Annotated in this window: 17 protein-coding genes, 1 tRNA gene and 2 pseudogenes; 10 read left to right on the top strand and 10 right to left on the bottom strand. The window is 42.3% G+C overall.

Annotated elements, in window-relative coordinates:
• A pseudogene (locus F895_RS20010) lies at positions 1-1004 on the bottom strand (hypothetical protein); the annotation flags it as partial.
• A gap of 768 nt (positions 1005-1772) precedes the next feature.
• Between F895_RS20010 and F895_RS16550 the strand changes: the two are divergent.
• A tRNA-Arg gene (locus F895_RS16550) sits at positions 1773-1849 on the top strand.
• Between the two features lie 42 nt (positions 1850-1891).
• Here the strand turns inward: F895_RS16550 and F895_RS16545 are convergent.
• Positions 1892-3190 (bottom strand): SRPBCC family protein, encoded by a 1299-nt coding sequence (locus tag F895_RS16545; RefSeq protein WP_005238612.1) that lies wholly within the window; start codon positions 3188-3190, stop codon positions 1892-1894.
• A 310-nt stretch (positions 3191-3500) separates the two neighbouring features.
• Between F895_RS16545 and F895_RS16540 the strand changes: the two genes are divergently transcribed.
• Both F895_RS16540 and F895_RS16535 read left to right on the top strand, forming a co-directional pair.
• A complete protein-coding gene (locus F895_RS16540) occupies positions 3501-3998 on the top strand; it encodes a YcxB family protein (protein WP_005238614.1) in 498 nt (165 codons plus the stop codon).
• A 33-nt stretch (positions 3999-4031) separates the two neighbouring features.
• Positions 4032-4673 carry a fumarylacetoacetate hydrolase family protein gene (locus F895_RS16535; RefSeq protein WP_005238616.1) on the top strand — a complete coding sequence of 214 codons (642 nt, stop codon included), beginning with the start codon at positions 4032-4034 and terminating at the stop codon, positions 4671-4673.
• 107 nt (positions 4674-4780) lie between these two features.
• Here the strand turns inward: F895_RS16535 and F895_RS16530 are convergent, their stop codons facing one another.
• A complete protein-coding gene (locus F895_RS16530) occupies positions 4781-5581 on the bottom strand; it encodes an AraC family transcriptional regulator (RefSeq protein ID WP_005238618.1) in 801 nt (266 codons plus the stop codon).
• Positions 5582-5688: 107 nt separating this feature from the next.
• On the opposite strand from F895_RS16530, the gene F895_RS16525 reads away from it, so the two are divergent.
• Complete coding sequence (locus F895_RS16525; protein WP_005238619.1) at positions 5689-6594, top strand: DMT family transporter; 906 nt, start codon at positions 5689-5691, stop codon at positions 6592-6594.
• A 28-nt stretch (positions 6595-6622) separates the two neighbouring features.
• Here the strand turns inward: F895_RS16525 and F895_RS16520 are convergent, their stop codons facing one another.
• The gene (locus tag F895_RS16520) at positions 6623-7873 is read right to left on the bottom strand and encodes a YihY family inner membrane protein (protein WP_005238622.1); all 1251 of its coding nucleotides are present in this window, start codon (positions 7871-7873) and stop codon (positions 6623-6625) included.
• A gap of 113 nt (positions 7874-7986) precedes the next feature.
• Between F895_RS16520 and wrbA the strand changes: the two genes are divergently transcribed.
• A complete protein-coding gene (gene wrbA / locus F895_RS16515; protein WP_005238623.1) occupies positions 7987-8586 on the top strand; it encodes an NAD(P)H:quinone oxidoreductase in 600 nt (199 codons plus the stop codon).
• Positions 8587-8626: 40 nt separating this feature from the next.
• Here the strand turns inward: wrbA and F895_RS20205 are convergent.
• Positions 8627-8907 (bottom strand): annotated as a pseudogene (locus F895_RS20205) (hypothetical protein).
• A gap of 149 nt (positions 8908-9056) precedes the next feature.
• Complete coding sequence (gene lgt, locus F895_RS16510; protein WP_005238626.1) at positions 9057-9869, bottom strand: prolipoprotein diacylglyceryl transferase; 813 nt, start codon at positions 9867-9869, stop codon at positions 9057-9059.
• 109 nt (positions 9870-9978) lie between these two features.
• Here lgt and F895_RS16505 point away from each other — a divergent pair, with 109 nt between their 5' ends.
• From F895_RS16505 to F895_RS16490, 4 genes are all read left to right on the top strand, one after another.
• Entirely contained in the window at positions 9979-10761 is a 783-nt protein-coding gene (locus F895_RS16505) for an NRDE family protein (protein ID WP_005238628.1), read from the top strand.
• Positions 10762-10903: 142 nt separating this feature from the next.
• A complete protein-coding gene (locus F895_RS16500; RefSeq protein ID WP_005238629.1) occupies positions 10904-12496 on the top strand; it encodes an alkaline phosphatase in 1593 nt (530 codons plus the stop codon).
• Between the two features lie 20 nt (positions 12497-12516).
• Entirely contained in the window at positions 12517-14052 is a 1536-nt protein-coding gene (locus F895_RS16495) for an alkaline phosphatase (protein ID WP_005238630.1), read from the top strand.
• 78 nt (positions 14053-14130) lie between these two features.
• Complete coding sequence (locus F895_RS16490) at positions 14131-14781, top strand: hypothetical protein (RefSeq protein ID WP_005238631.1); 651 nt, start codon at positions 14131-14133, stop codon at positions 14779-14781.
• A gap of 230 nt (positions 14782-15011) precedes the next feature.
• On the opposite strand, the gene F895_RS16485 is transcribed toward F895_RS16490, so the two are convergent.
• The 4 genes from F895_RS16485 to tatA form a co-directional block, all read right to left on the bottom strand.
• Entirely contained in the window at positions 15012-17012 is a 2001-nt protein-coding gene (locus F895_RS16485; protein WP_005238632.1) for a PhoX family protein, read from the bottom strand.
• A gap of 178 nt (positions 17013-17190) precedes the next feature.
• On the bottom strand, positions 17191-17955 hold the full coding sequence (gene tatC / locus F895_RS16480; protein ID WP_005238633.1) for a twin-arginine translocase subunit TatC: 765 nt from the start codon (positions 17953-17955) through the stop codon (positions 17191-17193).
• Positions 17952-18389: a Sec-independent protein translocase protein TatB gene (gene tatB / locus F895_RS16475; protein ID WP_005238634.1), complete on the bottom strand. Its 438-nt coding sequence runs from the start codon at positions 18387-18389 to the stop codon at positions 17952-17954. Before tatB ends, tatC begins: the two co-directional genes overlap by 4 nt.
• Before the next feature lie 12 nt (positions 18390-18401).
• Entirely contained in the window at positions 18402-18617 is a 216-nt protein-coding gene (tatA, locus tag F895_RS16470) for a Sec-independent protein translocase subunit TatA (RefSeq protein WP_005238635.1), read from the bottom strand.
• 152 nt (positions 18618-18769) lie between these two features.
• Here tatA and F895_RS16465 point away from each other — a divergent pair, with 152 nt between their 5' ends.
• Positions 18770-19657: an AEC family transporter gene (locus tag F895_RS16465; protein ID WP_005238641.1), complete on the top strand. Its 888-nt coding sequence runs from the start codon at positions 18770-18772 to the stop codon at positions 19655-19657.
• The last annotated feature ends 1 nt before the right edge of the window (position 19658 follow it).

The following is a 19658-nucleotide window of genomic DNA, read 5'->3' on the forward strand; positions in this document are numbered from 1 at the left end:
TCACCACCTGTAATACCGCCAATGATGTGTGTAATTGCACCTAAAGGTCCGCCTGTACCGCCACCGATACTGCCGGTAATACCACCGATAATATTACCAATTGAACCAAGTGGACCACCTGTACCACCACCAATACCGCCAGTGATTCCACCAATAATTCCTGTAATTGTACCGAGTGGGCCTGTACTTCCAATGTTGGTGATATCACCAACGATGTGTTGTATCGTGTTTGTAGCAGTGGTTCCATTATTCACCAGTGTGCCTACCACACCTGTGAGAGAGTTAACCGCACCACCGACATCGGCACCTGCCAGATGAGACACTGCATCTAATGTACCATTTACGGTATCACGCGAGGTATTAAAAGTGAGTGTGCCAAGATGAGCAAGATCTCCAATTGGATGTTCAGATTGGTGAACTGCGCTAATAACGGTACCCGCAACAGTGTTAATTCCAGTATTGATGATATCGGTTTTTAAGCTTTCTAGCCCTTTAAGCACGCCAATTCCACTTTGGATGACACCTGTGACTGGATTATGGGCTAAATCGCCACCTGTGATACCACCGATGATTCCTGTTACTGTGCCAAGAGCACCGCCATTTGTTCCTCCTGTAATACCACCAATGATTCCTGTCACTGCACCGAGAGGGCCGCCATTTGTACCCCCTGTAACGCCTCCAATAATATGAGTTACAGTATCAAGTGGACCACCATTTGTACTACCAGTAAGGCTGCCAACAAGGTTTGTTACTGTTGAAAGAGGGCTGCTACTGCCCGTTACACCGCCTAGAATTCCTGTAATTGTATGAACAGGGTTACTCGCGACGCTATTTGTAATACTGCTTACAGTATTGGTTACCGTGCTGGGTGAAACTAGATTTGTAATTGTAGATAAGGAAAGAGGGGCAAGAGTTGAACTACCAGCATGTGATGTTGAGCTATTACTATCGACTAAACTCGAAGTAATACTTTTGATCGGTGATAAAAGACTTTTGAAAAGCATAACGATACCTATATTTTTAAAGTAGTGTTGTTTTGGAGTAATTATTTGCTATGGTTTTTGTGATTAAAGTCACATTAATCTCATTTAGTGTTATATGTGATCATTGTTTTGTCAATCTGTAATTTTTTAGATTTTGATTGTTAATTATTGATTTAAAATATTGAACTTTAATGCTTTTTTTAGGGTTGTTTTGAGGGTTAATTTACATCTGTATTGAATTTGCAAGACGGGGAAAGTGAAGGTTCCAGATAATTAAGTCTGTTTTTTCAGTGAATTAAAATGTAAGCAAATGCTGAAGTTCGAATGATTGGGGAGATATCACAAAGAAATTTTTAAAATTTGTTACTGGTTTGCAAAAAAATATTTCCAATCTATATCATGTTTGGTTAATCAATAAATATCAGTGGCTTAAAATTTTAGCTATCATTTTTTTTCAGATAATAATCAATTAAAAGTTATAGAGAGAATGATGTTTTTGACCTGTTCTTTAAATAAACTAACCAATCATGTATATGTTCGAGATGATATTTGAATGGTTTTGCGATTGAATGGTATAGATCCAGATAAATTACTGGATGGCCACGGCGGACACTGGGTAAAATAAGTAGCTGTCCAATTTGCTCAAGAAAGTCGATTTGTCGGTAATCTTTGAGTCTATTTCACTCAAATGATTGAAAAGTGTTGAATCTGTAGCCAGTTGATTACAAGTTTGTGAAAAAAAGGCTTATCATTGAGTGAAAATTACGTATAATGCGCTCCATCAAATATGCGCTCATAGCTCAGCTGGATAGAGCACTTGGCTACGAACTAAGGGGTCGGGAGTTCGAATCTCTCTGAGCGCACCAATTTGAACAAAGAAAACCGCTTAAATGCGGTTTTTTTGCGTCTTATGTTTTTGCTTTGATTTTTTGTACAAATACCACATTGCCACCGACAGCAGGCAATATATCGTGATAGGGCAGGCTGCGCATGGCTCTTAACAAGAATGGCGCTTTGTCATCAATTTTCATCGCGCTGGTCATTTTCAATAATGTCCCTTGATTGAAGGTGTGCAACTGCATTTGCCCCTTAACAAAACGAAGATCTCCACCATTGGCATAAAAATTATTCTCAATTGTCTGTGGATAGTTAAAGCGCAATCGAAATGCAAAGGGAATATTGATGACACCAAGTCCCACATTGACCTGAATATTGGCATCTTGTCCTTGATTTTGAATAGGCGTGGCAATGACCTTTTTAATCTGCCGAGGAAATAGTTGCTGATATGTTAATGGGCTCAGCCATTTTTGTAAGGATTGAACAGGTTGCTGATAAAATTGATAGGTGGTGGTAAAGCGCATGGACTCTCGCCCATGCGTATAGAGCACACTGGTGGGGGCGTGTAGAATACTTACGGGTTGTTGAGCTGCTTGAATCAGTTGGGTAATTTTACTGAGTTGTGCTGCATTCAGTTGCGGAGTTGGAATTTGTCCTGCATCCAGCGGTGTAACATTGGACTGAATAAAACGGCTTCTTAACGACTCTAAAATAAAAGCATTGCTGCTACTCGGAATCCCGAGTTTCACTTCAGGAATGGCATTGAGAATCTTCTTGATGATAAAACCCTTAGGCTGGTTTAAATCGCCCCATTGGGTCAATGTGATTAAGGTACGGTGATCATCTAGTGCAAACCATTCAAATTTACCGACGCCATAGGGAATCGGTGCATCAATCACCAAGCTGGCAATACTGTTCGGTTTAATCTGATGTTGTAATTTGACGTCTTCATTAAAATTGAGTACAGGAATCGGGGTTGGAATCGAGACCCGATATTTCATTTGAACAATGTTGCCAGACTGTTCTAATGTTTTCGCTGATTTGAGGGTTGGAAACAAACCGACATACTGATTAAAATCGGTCAGTGTTTTGGCCACTTGTTGGGCATTGACGGGGACAATGATTGCGGCTGAATTAAAACTGACATTGGGCTGAGGATTACTTTTCAATGTGGGCACGGCTGTTCTGGTGGCAGGGTGACCATACATAAAAATATTGTTTTGGGTATAACTGGCCAACAGTTGTGGATTGTTTTGAAATGGTTGTAGGGCACTCGGAATATTGTCCGTCCAAGGCACGATCTGTGCAAAACAGCTTTGTGTGAGCCCCAATAACAGACAGGGTAAAATTACACCATTCAAATACGCCATCACATTCCTTTGATTTTTATCCGTGATTTTATGCAATGAGTTGATGCGCTTATTCGAGACATCAATCCTGCTTATTAATAGAATTTTTTGTGTGTAAAAAATAGGCATGTTGTGTAAAGCTTACTTCGGGCAGCTTCAATCATTCACAGTGAATGTAACGGTGATTTGAGCCATAAAGAATGCAGTGCTTGAATCTCAGAACAGAGAAAACATCAGCTTTAAATTTTGTATTAAATCACGATAAAGGTGATTGCCCATAAAGTCATTTATGTTCTAATAGGTCAGTTTTTTCAAATGTTAGAAATTAGAAATGTCTGAACAACGTCCAAGTGTATCGGTGCGCTATTATTTGAATTTAGAAGAATCACAAGATGGTTTTGCTTTGGTCACGTTTGGCAAAAAAACCTTTAGCCGTTTTTTAACTCCAGTGATCAGTATTGCGATTATTCTATGGGGAATCTATTTAGGTTTTGCTGGCGTTGGGCGCTATTACGTTGCATTGGGTGCTTTTTTTCTGATCATGCAAGCGGTCATGCGCTATTGGTTATTACCGATGCTGTTTAAGCGTCAATTTGTACGCTATCAATTTGGAAAAAGCGAACAGGGAATTGATCTTTATCAAGATTATTTTGAACTGTATGCAGCAGGCAAAAAACAAAGTGCGCAATATGCCGAAGTCCAGTCATTTGCAATTGGCAAGTTGACTTACATGTTGGAGCTAAAAAGCCATACTGTGGTGATCGTACCCAAGCGTGCGTTTAGTGATACAGCAGATCAAACAAAATTCGAAAATAGTTTTAAAAAGTAAATGTATTGACGGTTGAAAGAACAAGGAGTTTTCATGAGTATACGCCCTTCAAAAATTGTATGTGTTGGCCGAAATTATGCAGAACATGCCAAGGAATTGGGCAATGCCATTCCCGATCGTGCGTTGTTATTTATCAAGCCGCCAAGCAGTATCGGCTCTTTAGCTCAAGGTATCAGCTGGAATCTGGCTTTGGGTGAGTGTCATTATGAATGCGAAATATGTTTGCAAATTGCCCATCCATTATCACAGGAAACCGATCCAGCCAAAGCCCTAGAAGCGATTGGTGCAGTGACTTTGGGTCTGGATTTGACCCTGCGTGATTTACAGGGCGATTTAAAATCTAAGGGTGAGCCGTGGGAACGTGCCAAAGCCTTTGATGGTGCCTGTATTTTGGCTGACTGGATTGAAACGGATGAGATTGGCGACCTGCAAGAGTTAGAGTTGATTCTGAACATCAATGGGGTTGACCGTCAGCATGGCTTCACCAAAGATATGATCTTCGATATTGGCACTTTATTGGTTGAAATTAATCAATCTTTTAGTCTGGAAGCAGGTGATGTGATCATGACGGGTACACCAGCTGGTGTTGGGGCACTACGTGCCAATGATCAATTGACCATGAAATTGATTACCCAGTCAGGCGAATATGACTGGGATACCTTTGTCAAAGCCTAAGTTGAAATAAAAGGAGGGTGCTGTTCCGAAGAGCAGCGCCATTTTTTATATCTAAAAGCATGATTTTTCCACTGAATCAGATATTGGTTAAGGCATGAATAGCAAAATTAACTGCCTTGATACAGCTTACGAAATTGGTCTGGGGTGAAATGCATCCAGCGTTTAAACATATAAATAAAAGCAGATGAACTGGCGTAGCCTAAATCTAGTGCAATGCTTTCAATGGTCTTGCCTTGATTTAACATCGACATCGCTTTCATGACTTTTAGGCGCTGTCGCCATTCGTGTAAAGACATGCCCAATTCTTTCTGACTATAACGGGCAAGAGTGCGTTCGGTCATATTGATCATCTGTGCAAGCTGTTCCAGTGTGCTGTTATCGGCAGGGAACTCATGTAAATGTGTCAATATCTTCGCCAGTGCAGGATGCTCGGTGGTCGGTAGATAACTGCCGACCAACTCGGCATGAGTTAGTGAATCGAGCAAAACGTGCAGCAAGCGTAAATATTCTGGATCGTGTTCAGCAAATGGATGCTGACGAATATGTTCAAGCAGCGCAGAGACCAAGGGCGCAGACAGTAAGATACCTGCCTGTTGCGGCATGTTGTGACAGAGTGATTCATGCACGTACAGGGTGCAATGGGTCACGTCATTGCGATTGATACCACTATGTTGTAAATGCGGTGGCAACCAGATTCCATAAGGTGGTGGGGTTAAATAATGAATTTGCTCAATATTGACTTCTAAAACACCGTCGAAGGCATAGATAAATTCACCCCATGCATGGGCATGTTTGGGATAAAAAGTCTCCGCAGGTGCATTGCGGATTTGTAGCCATAATGGGGCAGGAATCTCGTTGTAGGTCGGGATGGCCTGAAAATCTTGAATCCTTTGAGCTGATTTTTTCATATCATGAGAATTGCCTGAAAACACGCATCTATTGTCGTATTTTCACTATATCATGAAAATCCGACAGCCTTATATTGATGCTCAAGTCATAAAATCAGGAACGCGCAATGGATGAGCGTAAAGCATTAGATGCAACCGCATCGGGTCTGATGATCGTACTGTGTATGATTTGGGGACTGCAACAGGTCATTTTAAAAATGGCAGCGCCTGACATTTCTCCCTTAATGCAGATCGCGTTGCGTTCAGGGCTGGCTGCACTGCTGTTATTACCACTGTTATATTTGGATAAAAGCAGTCAGCTCTTCAATCGCCAGAATTTAAAAGCGGGTTTAGTGGTTGCTTTTCTATTTTCTTTGGAATTCTTTTTATTGGCACAGGCCTTACAGCTGACCTCGGCTTCGCATGCCGTGGTACTGCTGTATACTGCCCCGATTTTTGTGGCCTTGGGCTTACATTGGAGGCTTCCTTCGGAGCGTCTCAGTCTGTTGCAATGGACAGGTATCGGGATTGCATTTTTTGGGATTGCCGTGACTTTTCTACGTGCAAATTCAGGCGTATCGATTGTGGATCAACAGATGTTGTGGGGTGACTTACTGGCTTTGGCTGGAGGGATTGCCTGGGCAGCCACCACCATTACCGTCCGTTTATCTTCACTGGCACAAGCCGCAGTGACACAAACGTTGTTTTATCAATTGGCGGGTAGTTTTGTATTGTTGTTTGGCCTGGCGCTTGTTCTGGGGCAAGCGCCCATTCACTTTAGCCCACTGGTGATAGGCAGTCTGGCCTTCCATACTTTGGTGGTTTCTTTTGCCAGTTTCTTGGCATGGTTCTGGTTATTAAGGAATTACTTAGCATCACGGCTGGGCGTCTTTTCCTTCCTCACACCCCTGTTTGGGATGGCTTTTGGTGTCTGGTTGTTGGGTGAAAAAATTGAGCTGAATTTCATTATCGGCTCAGCTCTGGTCTTGCTCGGCATTGTCGTCGTGAGTTTGCAAGGTTGGTTAAAGAAATAAAAAAAGGCCTCTTAAGAGGCCTTTTTACTTACTTTTGTTCAAACAGCGTGGAAAGTGGAATCGACAGTTTGGCAGCTAAATAATCATTGCTTTCAATCAGAGAAGGGCCGAGTCGCTCCATCCATTCATCATCTTGATGGATATGTTCAACATCGGGACGTAAAGGCAGTGGATAAGGCAGGGCAGTGAAGAAACTCCAGAAATCCACCTGAGCCAGATTACGGACCAGGACATATTCGTCCTTGTCTGTTCGCATAATTAAATTTTGAGCTTCGAGCTGTAGGATATATGAAGGTAAACGGCCTAGCTCACCACGACCAATGATTCCTAAAAGCTCTTTTTCACTGACACTTTTTCCGATTTGTTGTTTCTTATAAAACAATTCCAGAATATCCAGCAGCATTAAAATAGGATGACGTTTTTGTTCTTTGCCCGAATGAAAAGCGGTCAGGGCATAACTGATTTCGACACCCAATAAAATAATGTTCCAAGATAAGTAAATCCACAGCAGGAAAATAGGCACTGCGGCAAAGGCGCCATAGACGATTTCGTAGCTGGTAAAATTACTCATCACCCAACCAAAAAAACGCTTCAAAATTTCGAAGATGGTCGCACTAAAGCAGGCCGCAATCAGGGCTGAAAGTACAGGAACAATACGATTGGGAATGGTCCAATATAAAATGAAGAAACCGATAATGGTTAATAAAAATGAAATCAGCCACAGAATAAAAGAGCCATCGAGTTGATAACCCGCAAAATTATTACTGAGTACATTGATTGAGGCGACCGTGGAGGACAGTACAAAGGCACTGCCTAAAACAATCGGTCCTAATGAAATGATGGTCCAGTAACGCATAAAACCGACCAGACCCGTTCGGGTCTCCTTCACTCGCCAAATCCGGTTAAATACATTCTCAATTGAAGTCAGCATCAGCACGGTGGTGACAAACAGGAACAGCACACCAATAATGGTCAGGTTACTGGATTTTTCGGTAAAGGCATTTAAAGCCTTGTCAAAAGCGATGGTACTTTTCGGTAAGAAATTACTATAAATCAATTGTTGTAGTTGCTGTCTGGCAGGCTCCAAAGCTCTAATCGAGGAGATAATCACTAAAAAAACGGTCAGCATCGGCACGACGGCAAACAGCGTGGTATAGGTCAATCCTCCCGCTTGTTCACGGCAGCGATCTGCCTCAAAACGGCGTAACACAAATACAATAAATTGAAACCATGTTTTTTCTAAAAAAGGCAGTTTTTTTAGATAACGATTTAGGGTCATGGGTTCTATCCTAGTTATTTTTAATAAAAATCCTGTGTTATCACAGGATTTACTACAGCTCAAAAAGTAAAAAATGTCGTATAGTGTCCTTTTTAACAAAATTCTTGAAAGTGATGCAACCTTACGTTCTTGTTCTTTATTACAGTAAATACGGTGCAACCAAGCAAATGGCGCATCTGATTGCCGATGGAATTGAAGCGGCAGGTGTGACTGCACGCATCCGAACTGTGCCGAATTTGGCCACCGTGGTCACAGAGGCCGCAGCGAGTATTCCAGCCGATGGCGATATTTATTGCACTTTAGAAGATCTTAGTCATTGTTCAGGCTTGGCTTTGGGTTCGCCAACACGATTTGGCAATATGGCCAGTGAGATGAAGTATTTTTGGGATCAAACCACCAGCTTATGGTTGAATGGTGCTTTGCATAACAAACCTGCCTGTGTATTTACTTCATCCGGCTCAATGCATGGTGGTCAGGAAAGTACGTTACTTAGTATGTTACCTCCCTTGTTCCATCATGGCATGATGATCATGGGCTTACCAAACTCAATACCTGCTTTGTCGAATACCAAAACAGGTGGTACGCCGTATGGGGCCAGTCATGTCAGTGGGCCGCGTCATGACCAAAGTTTGAGTCAAGATGAGAAGATCTTGTGTGAGGCACAAGGCAAGCGTTTAGGTGATGTCGTGCAAGCATTGGCTGGAAAGTTTTAATGTTGCGAAAGTGGTATCGTTGTCCGATGGAGACCAGTTTCTAGAACAGCAGATGATCAGTTGGATAGGGAATTGGAGCTAAAGCAGGATTCAACAGCTGTATTTCCCCGGTACGTTGCTTTTCCGAGCTTAAGATTGCATAGACATAATCTACGAGATCAACTGCGCTAAATATCTATTTATACGCATCTTGTAATTCGGTGTTTTGCTTGGCGAAACAAACCTGAGATGCTGCTTCTTGATGGATAAAAACCAACCGAGACTTTTTTCTAGGGCAAGGATGATGTCCTGATTCAGCGTTAACGGTGCAAGAGAGAGAATGAGATCAGAACTTTTAACCTAAGATTGGCTTTGATTATGCTCAGGCAGGCGTGCTGATCCTGATAGAGACAAGATCGATATATGCTTCATCTTGGTTTATAAATTTACTGATTGCCATAATAAAAAGGGAGCTATTGCTCCCATTTTTATTATTTCTTTAACTGCCAGTCATAGATATTTTTACGGTAAGCGTACCAGATCATCCACAGACCAATAATAATCATTGGGAAACTGAGAATCTGACCTTTGGTCATCCAGCCAAATAAGATATAGCCTTGGTCTGCATCAGGTTCGCGGAAGAATTCCATAAAGAAGCGTGCGACCCCATAACCGACGAGGAATAAGGCTGAAACGGCCATGCGTGGGCGAGGCTTAGAACTGAACCACCACAGTACAATAAATAGAATCAAGCCTTCACAAAGGGCTTGATAGATTTGTGACGGATGGCGTACCAATGCCAATGGGTCCGTTGGAAAAATCATCCCGAATGGATAGCTTGGATCTTGTACTGGGCGACCATACAGTTCTCCCCCGATAAAGTTACCAAAGCGGCCAAACATCAAGCCTGTTGGTACACAGGGTGCGATAAAGTCCAAGGTTTGGAACCAGGTTTTTTGGTATTTTTTACACCAAAATAACATCGCAATCATGACACCGAGGAAGCCGCCGTGGAAGCTCATGCCACCAGTCCAGACTTGGAATAACCACAGTGGATTTTCTAAGAATTTACCAAATTCGTAGAACAACACATAACCAACACGCCCGCCAAGCACAACGCCCAATGCGCCGTAGAAGACTAGGTCTGACACCATGTCGGCTGTCCAGCCATCACGTTGTTTAGCGCGATACGATGCTAAGCCCCATGCACAGAGAAAAGCCAACAGATACATGAGTCCGTACCAGTGCACTTTGACTGGTCCTAAGCTCAGTGCAACTGGATCAATATTTGGATAGGTCAGCATCGCTGCTCCTCAATTTTATATTTTGAGCAGATTGTAGCGGAATGATGTGAAAAATGTTGTACATTCAATGTGAAAGATCAAGGTTCCAAAAGGCGGGGGAAAAGGATTTATGTGTATTGTCGCTTTTGCATGGCAGGTACTGGATGAGATGCCTCTATGTTTAATTTCAAATCGTGATGAGTTTTACCATCGACCAAGTTCTGCCTTGCATGCATGGGAAAATAGCAGCATTGTCGCAGGACAGGATTTGCAATCAGGGGGGACTTGGATGGGGGTCACGGCCTCTGGTCGCTGGGCGATTGTGACCAATTTTCGCAATGGCCGGGAGCAGAAAGCCTATGCCACTTCTCGCGGGTATTTGATTCAAGCCTTTTTAGAAAGTGACTTGGCGCCGATTCGGTTTGCCCAGCAGCTGGAGCAACAGCAGCAGGACTATGCGGGCTTTAACTTGTTTGTGGGGGATCGAACACAAGCGGTATATATGAGTAACCGTGGTGAAGCGCCGCAACTGCTCGCCAATGGCGTGTATGTGGTATCCAATGGCCTCATGTCTGAAGATTGGGAGAAAACCCGACATTTGCGTCAGCGTTTTACCCAAGAATTTTTACCGATGTTGCAGCAAACACAAATGACTGAATCCGCAATCGATGCCGCCGCTTGGGATATTTTGGAGGATGAACGAAAGGTGATTCCAGATTTGTTACCCGATACGGGAATCAATACAGAAATGGAAGAATTATTGTCCTCGACTTTTATTCAGAGTCCAGTGTATGGAACGCGCTGTTCAAATTTTTTAAGACTTAGCCCAACACAGTGGCATTGGCTGGAAAAATCTCAGCAAGGGCCGTCACGAGGTGCAATTGTTGATCTTCAGTTAAAATTAGCGCCTTAAAGTGATATGTTATAACATAATTTCAATATAAAACAACAAGATGAAATAATACTGTCATCAAGGTGACATAAAAGGGTCACCCAGCATTGTTAAGGTGTAGCCAATCAAGTTACGTCCAAACAAATAGATCTGGGGATATTTTATGTTCTTATCAAAGATGAGCTTTTCCAAAAAGCTCTTGGCGGTCAGTTTAATGGCAGTTCTGTCAGCTGGCATGACTGCGTGTAACGACAGTGATAAAAACGACAAAACGGAAGTACCTACAACACCAAAAGCTAAAAATGTGATTTTCTTTTTGGGTGATGGTATGGGGATTACCACTTTAACGGCATCACGAATTTATTCTGTTGGGGAAGATGGTGATTTGACCATTGATACACTACCAGAAACTGCTTTTGTACGCACTTTTTCGGAAGATGGTCAGGTGACTGATAGCGCGCCGTCTATGGCGGCTTATATGACTGGCGTGAAAATGAAAAATGAAGTCATTTCCATGCAGACCGGAACGATCGCATCTGCACCAAAAGCAGATGGAACCAGTACCTGTGATGATGTTGCAGAGAATAAAGGCAAAAAACCTGTTGAAACCTTACTTGAACTTGCCAAAGCGCAGGGGATGGGCACAGGTGTCGTGACTACCACGCGTATTACCCATGCAACGCCAGCCACAACCTATGCCCATGTTTGCCATCGTGATGCAGAGAATGATATTGCGGCACAGCTTGTTCCCGCAGGTAAAGGGACCGGATGGGGCGCTTATAACAGCAAGCTTAAAGATGGTGTAGATGTAGTGTTAGGTGGTGGTTTACGTCAGTTTAAACCGACGACTGTTGCAGGCGGTAAACGTGCTGACGGCCGAGACCTAGTAAAAGAAATGCAAGATCAAGGTTATAACTTTGTTTCAAGTGGTACTGACCTTGCAAAAATTGATCCAAGCAAAACTAAAAAATTATTGGGTCTCTTTAATGCCAGCCATATGAATTATGACTTGGATCGTACTAATAAGAAGATTGATGAACCTAGCTTAGCGGATATGACTACCAAGGCGATTGATGTCCTACAGGCAAAAAACAAAAGTTTCTTCTTGATGGTTGAGGGTGGCCGTATTGACCATGCACTACATGACACCAATGCGAAACGTGCGTTGCAGGATACGGTTGCTTTTGACAATGCGATTAAGGCAGCGATTGATAAAATTAAACTGACCGATCCAGAGCTAAAAAATACCTTGATCGTGGTGACTGCTGACCATGACCATACCATGGTCTTGAATGGTTATGCGAAACGTACAGGTAAATATGTAAAAGGTGCTGAGACCAGTGTCTTGGGCCTAGTGAAGAACTATAACAAAGCGGGATTCTCAACCGATGTCAACGGCAATCCATATCCGATCATTGGCTTTGGTACAGGTAAAAAACGTTTAGATAATGACCGTATTGAAGCGCGTGGTGTTTTAGCTGATAACGATAGTTGTAATCCAGCAGCAGGCCCAGCAGGTAAATATACCGATAGCCGTGGAACGGATATTGATAAAGAGGGTTGGTGTACGGGTACAGCTTCAGATGATTTCCAGCAAGAAGCAGTGGTGCAGACTGGTTTCGCTGATAGTGAAACGCACGGCGGTACCGATGTATTCCTTGGCGCGATTGGTGTGGGGTCAGACAACTTCCACGGCAGTCTAGAAAATATCGAAGTATTTAATTTAGTTCGCAAAGCCATTGGCCTAGATAAATAACAACAGACTGGAGAATGATGATGTTAAAACAATTTAAATTAGGTCAGTTGGGTATGAAAGCATCTGCTTTAACTGTTGCACTCTTGGCTGCAAGTACAGGTGTACAGGCGGCGGGTGAAGCTAAAAATATCATTTTCTTTTTAGGTGATGGTATGGGGCCAACTACGGTCACGGCAAGCCGTATTTATGGCTATGGTGAATCTGGCAAATTAACCATGGACACCTTGCGCCGTACAGTACGTATCAAGACCTATTCTGAAGATGGTCAAACCACAGATAGTGCGCCGTCAATGGCAGCCTATATGACAGGGAAAAAAACCCGTAATGAAGTGATTGGCATGACACCGGGAACTGTTGCTGTTGAGCCAAGCTCAGGTACGGCACCGGATGGAACGAAAGTGTCGAATGCCGTGAATAACTGCCCAACGCCTGGTTCGAGTGTAGCAGCAGGCAGTCCTGCCGAGACGATTCTTGAATTGGCCAAGGCCAATGGCAAAAAGGTAGGGGCGATTACCACCACAGAATTAACCCATGCAACCCCAGCTGCAACTTTTGCTCATGTGTGTAACCGTAATGCGCAATTTGAGATTGCGCGTCAAGTGATTCCTGGTGGTGCAGGATATAACCCTAAACTGCTCGATGGCGTAGATGTGCTCATGGGCGGGGGACGTAACCACTTTACCCCATATAACGCGACTGACAATAAAAAGGGTCGTATTGACGGGCGTAATTTGCTGGATGAGCTAAAAGCGAAAAATTATACCGTCGGTGCAACCAAAGCAGACATGGATGCTGCTCCACTGAATAAAAAATATATCGGTCTTTATTCGGCAACTTCACATCTGGAATATGATTTGGATCGCCCTAGAACGGCACCGAATCAACCAAGTTTGGCTGAAATGACCGCGAAATCGATTGATTTATTGCAGGCACAAGATACCGCAGGCAAAGGCTTCTTCTTGATGGTTGAAGGTGGACGTATTGACCATGCATTACATGGAACCAACGCCAAACGTGCCTTGCAGGATACTATTGCCTTTGATAATGCGATCAAGACCGCACTGGATAAAATCAAGAAAACTGATCCTGAGTTAAAAAATACCTTAATCGTCGTCACGGCTGACCATGACCATACCATGACGTTTAATGGTTATACCGCACGTACTGGCAAAACCACGGCGACGAATCCAGGTATCTTGGGTTTAAGTTATAGTTATCAAGAGGCAAAAGCATCAGATACGCGTAGCCGCGTGTTAGAGGATGGCAAGAAACATGCCCCTAACTTTGATGCGAAAGGCAAGACCTCAACCACTTTAGTGTTTGGTAATGGTGGTGGGCCACGTCCAACCTCACGCATCGATATTACGGACAATGAGGCAGCAGCCGATGATTATTTACAAGAGGTTGGGGTAAAACTTGGTAGTCCTGGCTCTGAAACACATGGTGGTGGAGATGTCTTATTGTTTGCTGAAGGTGCAGGTTCACAAGTCTTTAAAGGGACGAGAGAAAATGCATGGGTATTTAGCAAATTAAAAGAAGCATTTGGCTTTAAATAAACCTTTTATTGAAGTTTTTCATCATATTGCAAGAAACCTCAGTCACTATGACTGAGGTTTTTTTATGTAGGAAATAACATGCGTCTTGTGATTAGTTCGGTCTTACTCTGTTTGGGAATGACTTGTTTGCATGCGGCACCCTTATTAAGCGCCAGTATTATGCGTGAGACGCAAACCATTGGGAATGATGGTGTGACACGTACCAGTGTGTTTCAGGAGCGTATGTATCGTAATACACAGAATATCTGGATTGAGCGTGTATTGCCTAAACATCATCAACATGGTCAGGAGAAAGGTGGCCATAAACATTTAGATTTGGCTGAAGCAGCGCAACATTATTTTATTGATCATAAAAAACAGCCAAAACTCAATTTAGTGTTAATGGAAGATAAAACAGTTGTGCATTTACAGGATGCCGATGTTGATATGTTAGGCTTAAGTAATTGCTGGTCATGCGTTTATTCATTGATCGACCCTAAAAGTCTAAAAGCAATGACAGTGAAGAAAAAGGATGCAAACACGACATGGTATGAGACTCAGAATAAGAAAAATAAAATGAGTATTGAATGGGATAATCGCAATAACATTGCCAAACGTGTTGAAGTGCGTAGTCTGGATGGTTTGCGTTATGACATCTTAAAAGCCAATATTCAACAGGTGAATATTGCCGAACCTTGGAAAACATATAGTAAGTTTACAACGAAGGACTATTCCGATTTTGGGGATTAACTGAACTAAAATTGCATGTTTGAATTTAGCCCCTTCTTAAAGGGGCTTTATCATAATAAGACGCATCAAAATAGATTTAGCCAAGTAATCAGTATAAATGAGCCAGATCACTCCAATATAATCAGTCGAACATTGCGATATTGCTTATTTGTGTCCGAACGGATCATGATGAATTGATCTAGACATACAAAAGCCGACATGATGTCGGCTTTTGTATTTTCAATGCTTGCTTATTTCGTTGTTGTAGCTTTCTTTTCTACGGAAGGTGCAATTGGATCTGCAGTAATATAACCCACGGCAGCTGCAAAACGGTCTTTGTAGTTTGCACGGACTAAAGGATCAAGCGTTTTTTGTACTTTGTCGTGTAATGGAGATTCCCAGTCACCCGGGTGCTGGAAGTTGCTCATGATATAAGTCCAACCATTCACCGCATCTACAGCATGTAGACCTGTTGATTCAGCACCAGCAGGTGTGGATAAGATACGGCTTAATTGTTTGGTATCGACATGATAAGCCCATAAGAAGTTATTGATGTGCATGCCACTATCTTCACCAATGAAGAGGGTGCGTAAATTTTCAGAGAACTTGATGTTATCTGGGTTGGCAATTTTATCTGCATTGGCAAGGTTACCTAGGGCATCAGCAGTGGCAAGGTCTTCACCAACCAAAGCCGCTGGAGCTTCCATGTGTACCGAAACCCATTCACTATTAATCAACTGGTTTTTTTGATCAACTTGGCTACCTTTTAAGGTGTGAGCATACACGGCACCTGCTTTCGGACCTTGGACTTGGATATCAGTGGTTTTGTCAATCATAGAAGACTGAACATAAGACATTGCAGAATAAGCAATTTTATCCTTAATGTTGACCGTTGTACCTTCCATTTTGGTAAATCCCATACTTGCACCGACTAACGCTGCATAACGATGGGTTTCAAGGAATGCAGCCTCGCGTTCTTTACCTGCAACTAATTTCACCCAGTTATCTTTGCCACTGAAGCGAATCTTGGTATAGCTTGCATCTTTAGGATCAGCAGTTTTGACATCCATAAGATCAGAAATTTTATATTGATCAGCCCAGCCTTTTACTTCATCGCTTGTTGCATGACCAAGATTGATCCAGCTGATATCACCCGCACCTGGGCCTACGCCAGATGTTTGCTTCCATTTAGCAACATAGAGCGTGCCTGCAGATAAATCTTTTTCTTTATCTGCAACGAACATAAACAAGCCGCCATTGGTTGCATCATCACCCATCAACGCCGTGCGGTTATCTGGCATGACTTGTACCAGCTCATGTGAAATACGACCTAAACAGTAATGTTTTTTAATTGAACCCGTACCATCGGTATTAACCGTCACTTCTGGTAAATGACCGTAGTGGTAAGGATTGCCTTTATTGCTGTCGCCAAATAGGTTTTGACTGAATACAGGTAGATAGCTTCCTGCAACGTTATTTGCATCAGGCTCGTATTCTTCACTCGAAAGATGTGTTCCCCATGGCGATAAGCTGGCACCACAAGTAATCCATAAGCCATTGACCTTGGAAGTATCCACATTGTGATATTTCACCAAAGATAAATGACCTGTTTTAGGGTCTTGATCCAGAGTTAAAATGGCGATGGGGGAAGGTAAAAGACCATACATAGATTTTAGATTTTGATCACGAGTAGTGTATTCAAATTGCACCACATGGAAAACAGGATTTCCTGTAACACCTAAGGCTTTCTTATCTGCATCAGTAAAATCTTTACCTGTCGCTTGTTTAAAGCTGATCAACGAACTTCCATCTGGACAGTCTGAAAAGAATTGGCGTTCTTGCCCTGCTTTTGATTTATCGATAATCGGTTGGTTATTGATATCAACATAACCGCCGGCAAGGATTTTGCCGCCTTTGCCATCAGTTACCAAGTCCCCTGTGGTGAAGAACGGCTTATAAGCAAGGGTGTAATCGGTTTTTGAACCATCATCCCAATTGATACTGAGCGTTGAGGCAACGCTGGTGGTTGCCATTGCAGCAGGGTTGCTTAGATTCGGAGCTGCCATAGGGGTAAATGTTGCATTTTTAAATTTGGCAGCAGGAGGTGTAGGGGGGATAGCAGAGTCATTATTGTCATCATTGCAGCCGGTTAAAACGGCGGCGGTACTCATTGCTCCGAGGGGTAAAAAGGGAACGCCTGCGAACCATTTTAAAATATCACGACGACTTGGCTGATGGGTATTGGCTGTCATAGTAAATCCATTTCTTTAATATAGGGCAAATAAATCCTGATCGATTCTATGAAGCAGAGATGACATTTTTTTGACAGTTTTAATGCAATTTTAAGACAGTTAATTTTTATAAATAATTAAAAAATATGAAATTAAATAAAAAAATCCCTGAGGTTTTTCAGGGAGCTGTAGCCAGTTTTCAGTCAGTTACTTTTCTTTTTTCCAGTATTTTTCCGAACAGTAAACCCAGTTCAAACAACATCCACATAGGGACTGCCAGCATAATCATCGACAAGGCATCGGGTGGCGTGACAAACATGGCCAAAAAGAAACAGCCCACAATAATGAAGCGGCGTTTTTCAACCAGACTCTGGGTACTCACCACACCAATTAAAATCAGGACGAGGGTAATAATCGGGATTTCAAAGGTAAAGCCAAACACCAAAAACAGCTTTAAACAGAAGCTTAAATAACTATTGATGTCAGTCATCGGTGCTACAGTTTCAGGGGAAACACTAATAAAGAAATGTAGAATTGCAGGCAGCGTAATAAAATAAGCAAATGCCACGCCTAAATAGAACAGCACAATACTGCCGAATAAGAGCGGAATGGCCAGATGACGTTCTTTTTCATACAGTGCAGGTTTGATGAAAGACCAGATCTGATAAATGATATAGGGCATTGCCAGCATAAATGCGACGAATAGATTCAGCTTAAACGGTGCCATAAATGTTGCAGTGACATCGGTTGCAATCATGGTTGATGTTGCGGGTAACTGCTGTCTTAACGGTTCAGAGAGCCATTGATAAGTGGTATTTCTAAATGGCAATAAGCAGAAAAAAAGAAGAATCGTTACCCCAACAATCTTAAACAGATATTGTCGCAGCACAATTAAATGCTGCATCACCGGCATTTGTTGCAGGGATTCTTCAGTACTGGCTGAGGTTGATGGTAATTGGCTCATACGGCAATCTTTAATTCTGTATCAAACTTTGGTGCCGATAAGGGCAACTCAAGCTTATGAGGTAAATACTTTTGATAGCTAATACTAAACGGTACAATATGTTGCGTTGAACAAGGGCTATAAGTCACGGGTGACTGAGTCTTGGTTTCTGCAACTTCTGTCTCTGATGTTGGTGTACCTTTTAGCGCATCAAGTTGTTGTTGCATCCTGCGTTCGAGCTCAGTAATTTTATCAATTTCTTTTTGCATTTCTTCACGGAACTCAGAAAGGCGGAGTTCTCGATCAATTTCGTTCTGAATGTTGTTGATAAATTTTTTAATTTTTCCATACCATTTTGCTACGAACCGTGCAGCTTCTGGTAATTTATCCGGGCCAAGCACCAGCAATGCAATCACTGCAAAGCAAAAGATCTCGGTCATTCCCAAATTCAGCATAGTCGTGCTCGCTTAGCCTTTTACTGAGTTTTCAGTATTTTTAACTTGAGCATCAATGGTGCGAGGTTCATTTAAAGGAGCAGTTGTTTCTTCTTCTTTCATGGACTTTTTGAAGTCTTTTACTGCACCACCCACATCTTTACCCAAGTTTTTAAGCTTCGATGTACCAAAAAGTAAAATCACGACAATTGCAAAAATCAGTACATGCCAAATTGATAAGCCAGCCATTCTTCTATTCCTATAAAACTTTGCTATATCTCAACAGTTGGGCATGACAAAGATGTGACACTTGTATTGCAGTTTTAAGACAAAGCAGCTGTTTTCCTGTAAATAGTGCTAGCATAAGCAGCGTATAAATAAGTGATCAAAACTAGATTGATATGACTTTTATCCTCCCAATAGGTGCCTTGTTTTTCGGGTTTTTGATCGCTCAATTCAAAGTCTCAGAACAGACCAAAAAAATCTTGTCTGCTTTATTGGCGCGGTTATTTATTCCTGTCGTGATTATTTACAATATGGTGTTCTATCAGGCAGGTAGCTTTGCACTTATTCTATTTAGTTTCATTTCATCGATCTTGCTGTTTTACTTATTTGCGTATTTCTCTAAAGATCGTTTGCAGGCACTTTGTTTGAGTTATAGCAATATTGGTTGGCTTGGTTTTCCATTCGCCATAGCCTTATTTGGCGAGCAAGTCAGTGCAGCGATGATTGCACTGTATATTGGCGGATCTTTATTTGGCAATATTTGGGCGGTGACTGCCGTTTCAAAAGAATCATCAAACGCCTCTATGATTTTCCAGAAAGTTTTAAAATCACCGCCAGTCTTGGCCTTGTTGGCAGCATTGATTTTATGGCTATGTGGTATTCAACGTTTACAGGGGAATCTTGTTCTAGAAGGGCTGTATGATGTTGCCAAATTTGGGATGAGCTTTGCGGGCATGTGTATTTTAGGGATGTGGCTCCGATATACACGGGTACATCGGGCTGACTTATGGCTCAGTACGCGCACACTGATGCTGAAATTATTGTGTGGTCTGGTTATTTGTAGCGTGACTTATTATTGCATTGAGATTCCACAGATTAACTTCTTGATACCTGTGCTGTTCCTTTTATTTTGTCTGCCGCCTGCCGCTAATATTGTTGCTTTGGAAACGCATTACCAAGGTACAGGCATTTCAGCCCGTTATATTGCTGCAGGAACTATCGTAAGCTGTGTGGTGATTGTGATCTATGGTCTGTTGCTGCATATAAAAAGTGCCCTCATATAGG

This window comes from Acinetobacter sp. CIP 64.2, assembly GCF_000369645.1.
GTDB lineage: Bacteria > Pseudomonadota > Gammaproteobacteria > Pseudomonadales > Moraxellaceae > Acinetobacter.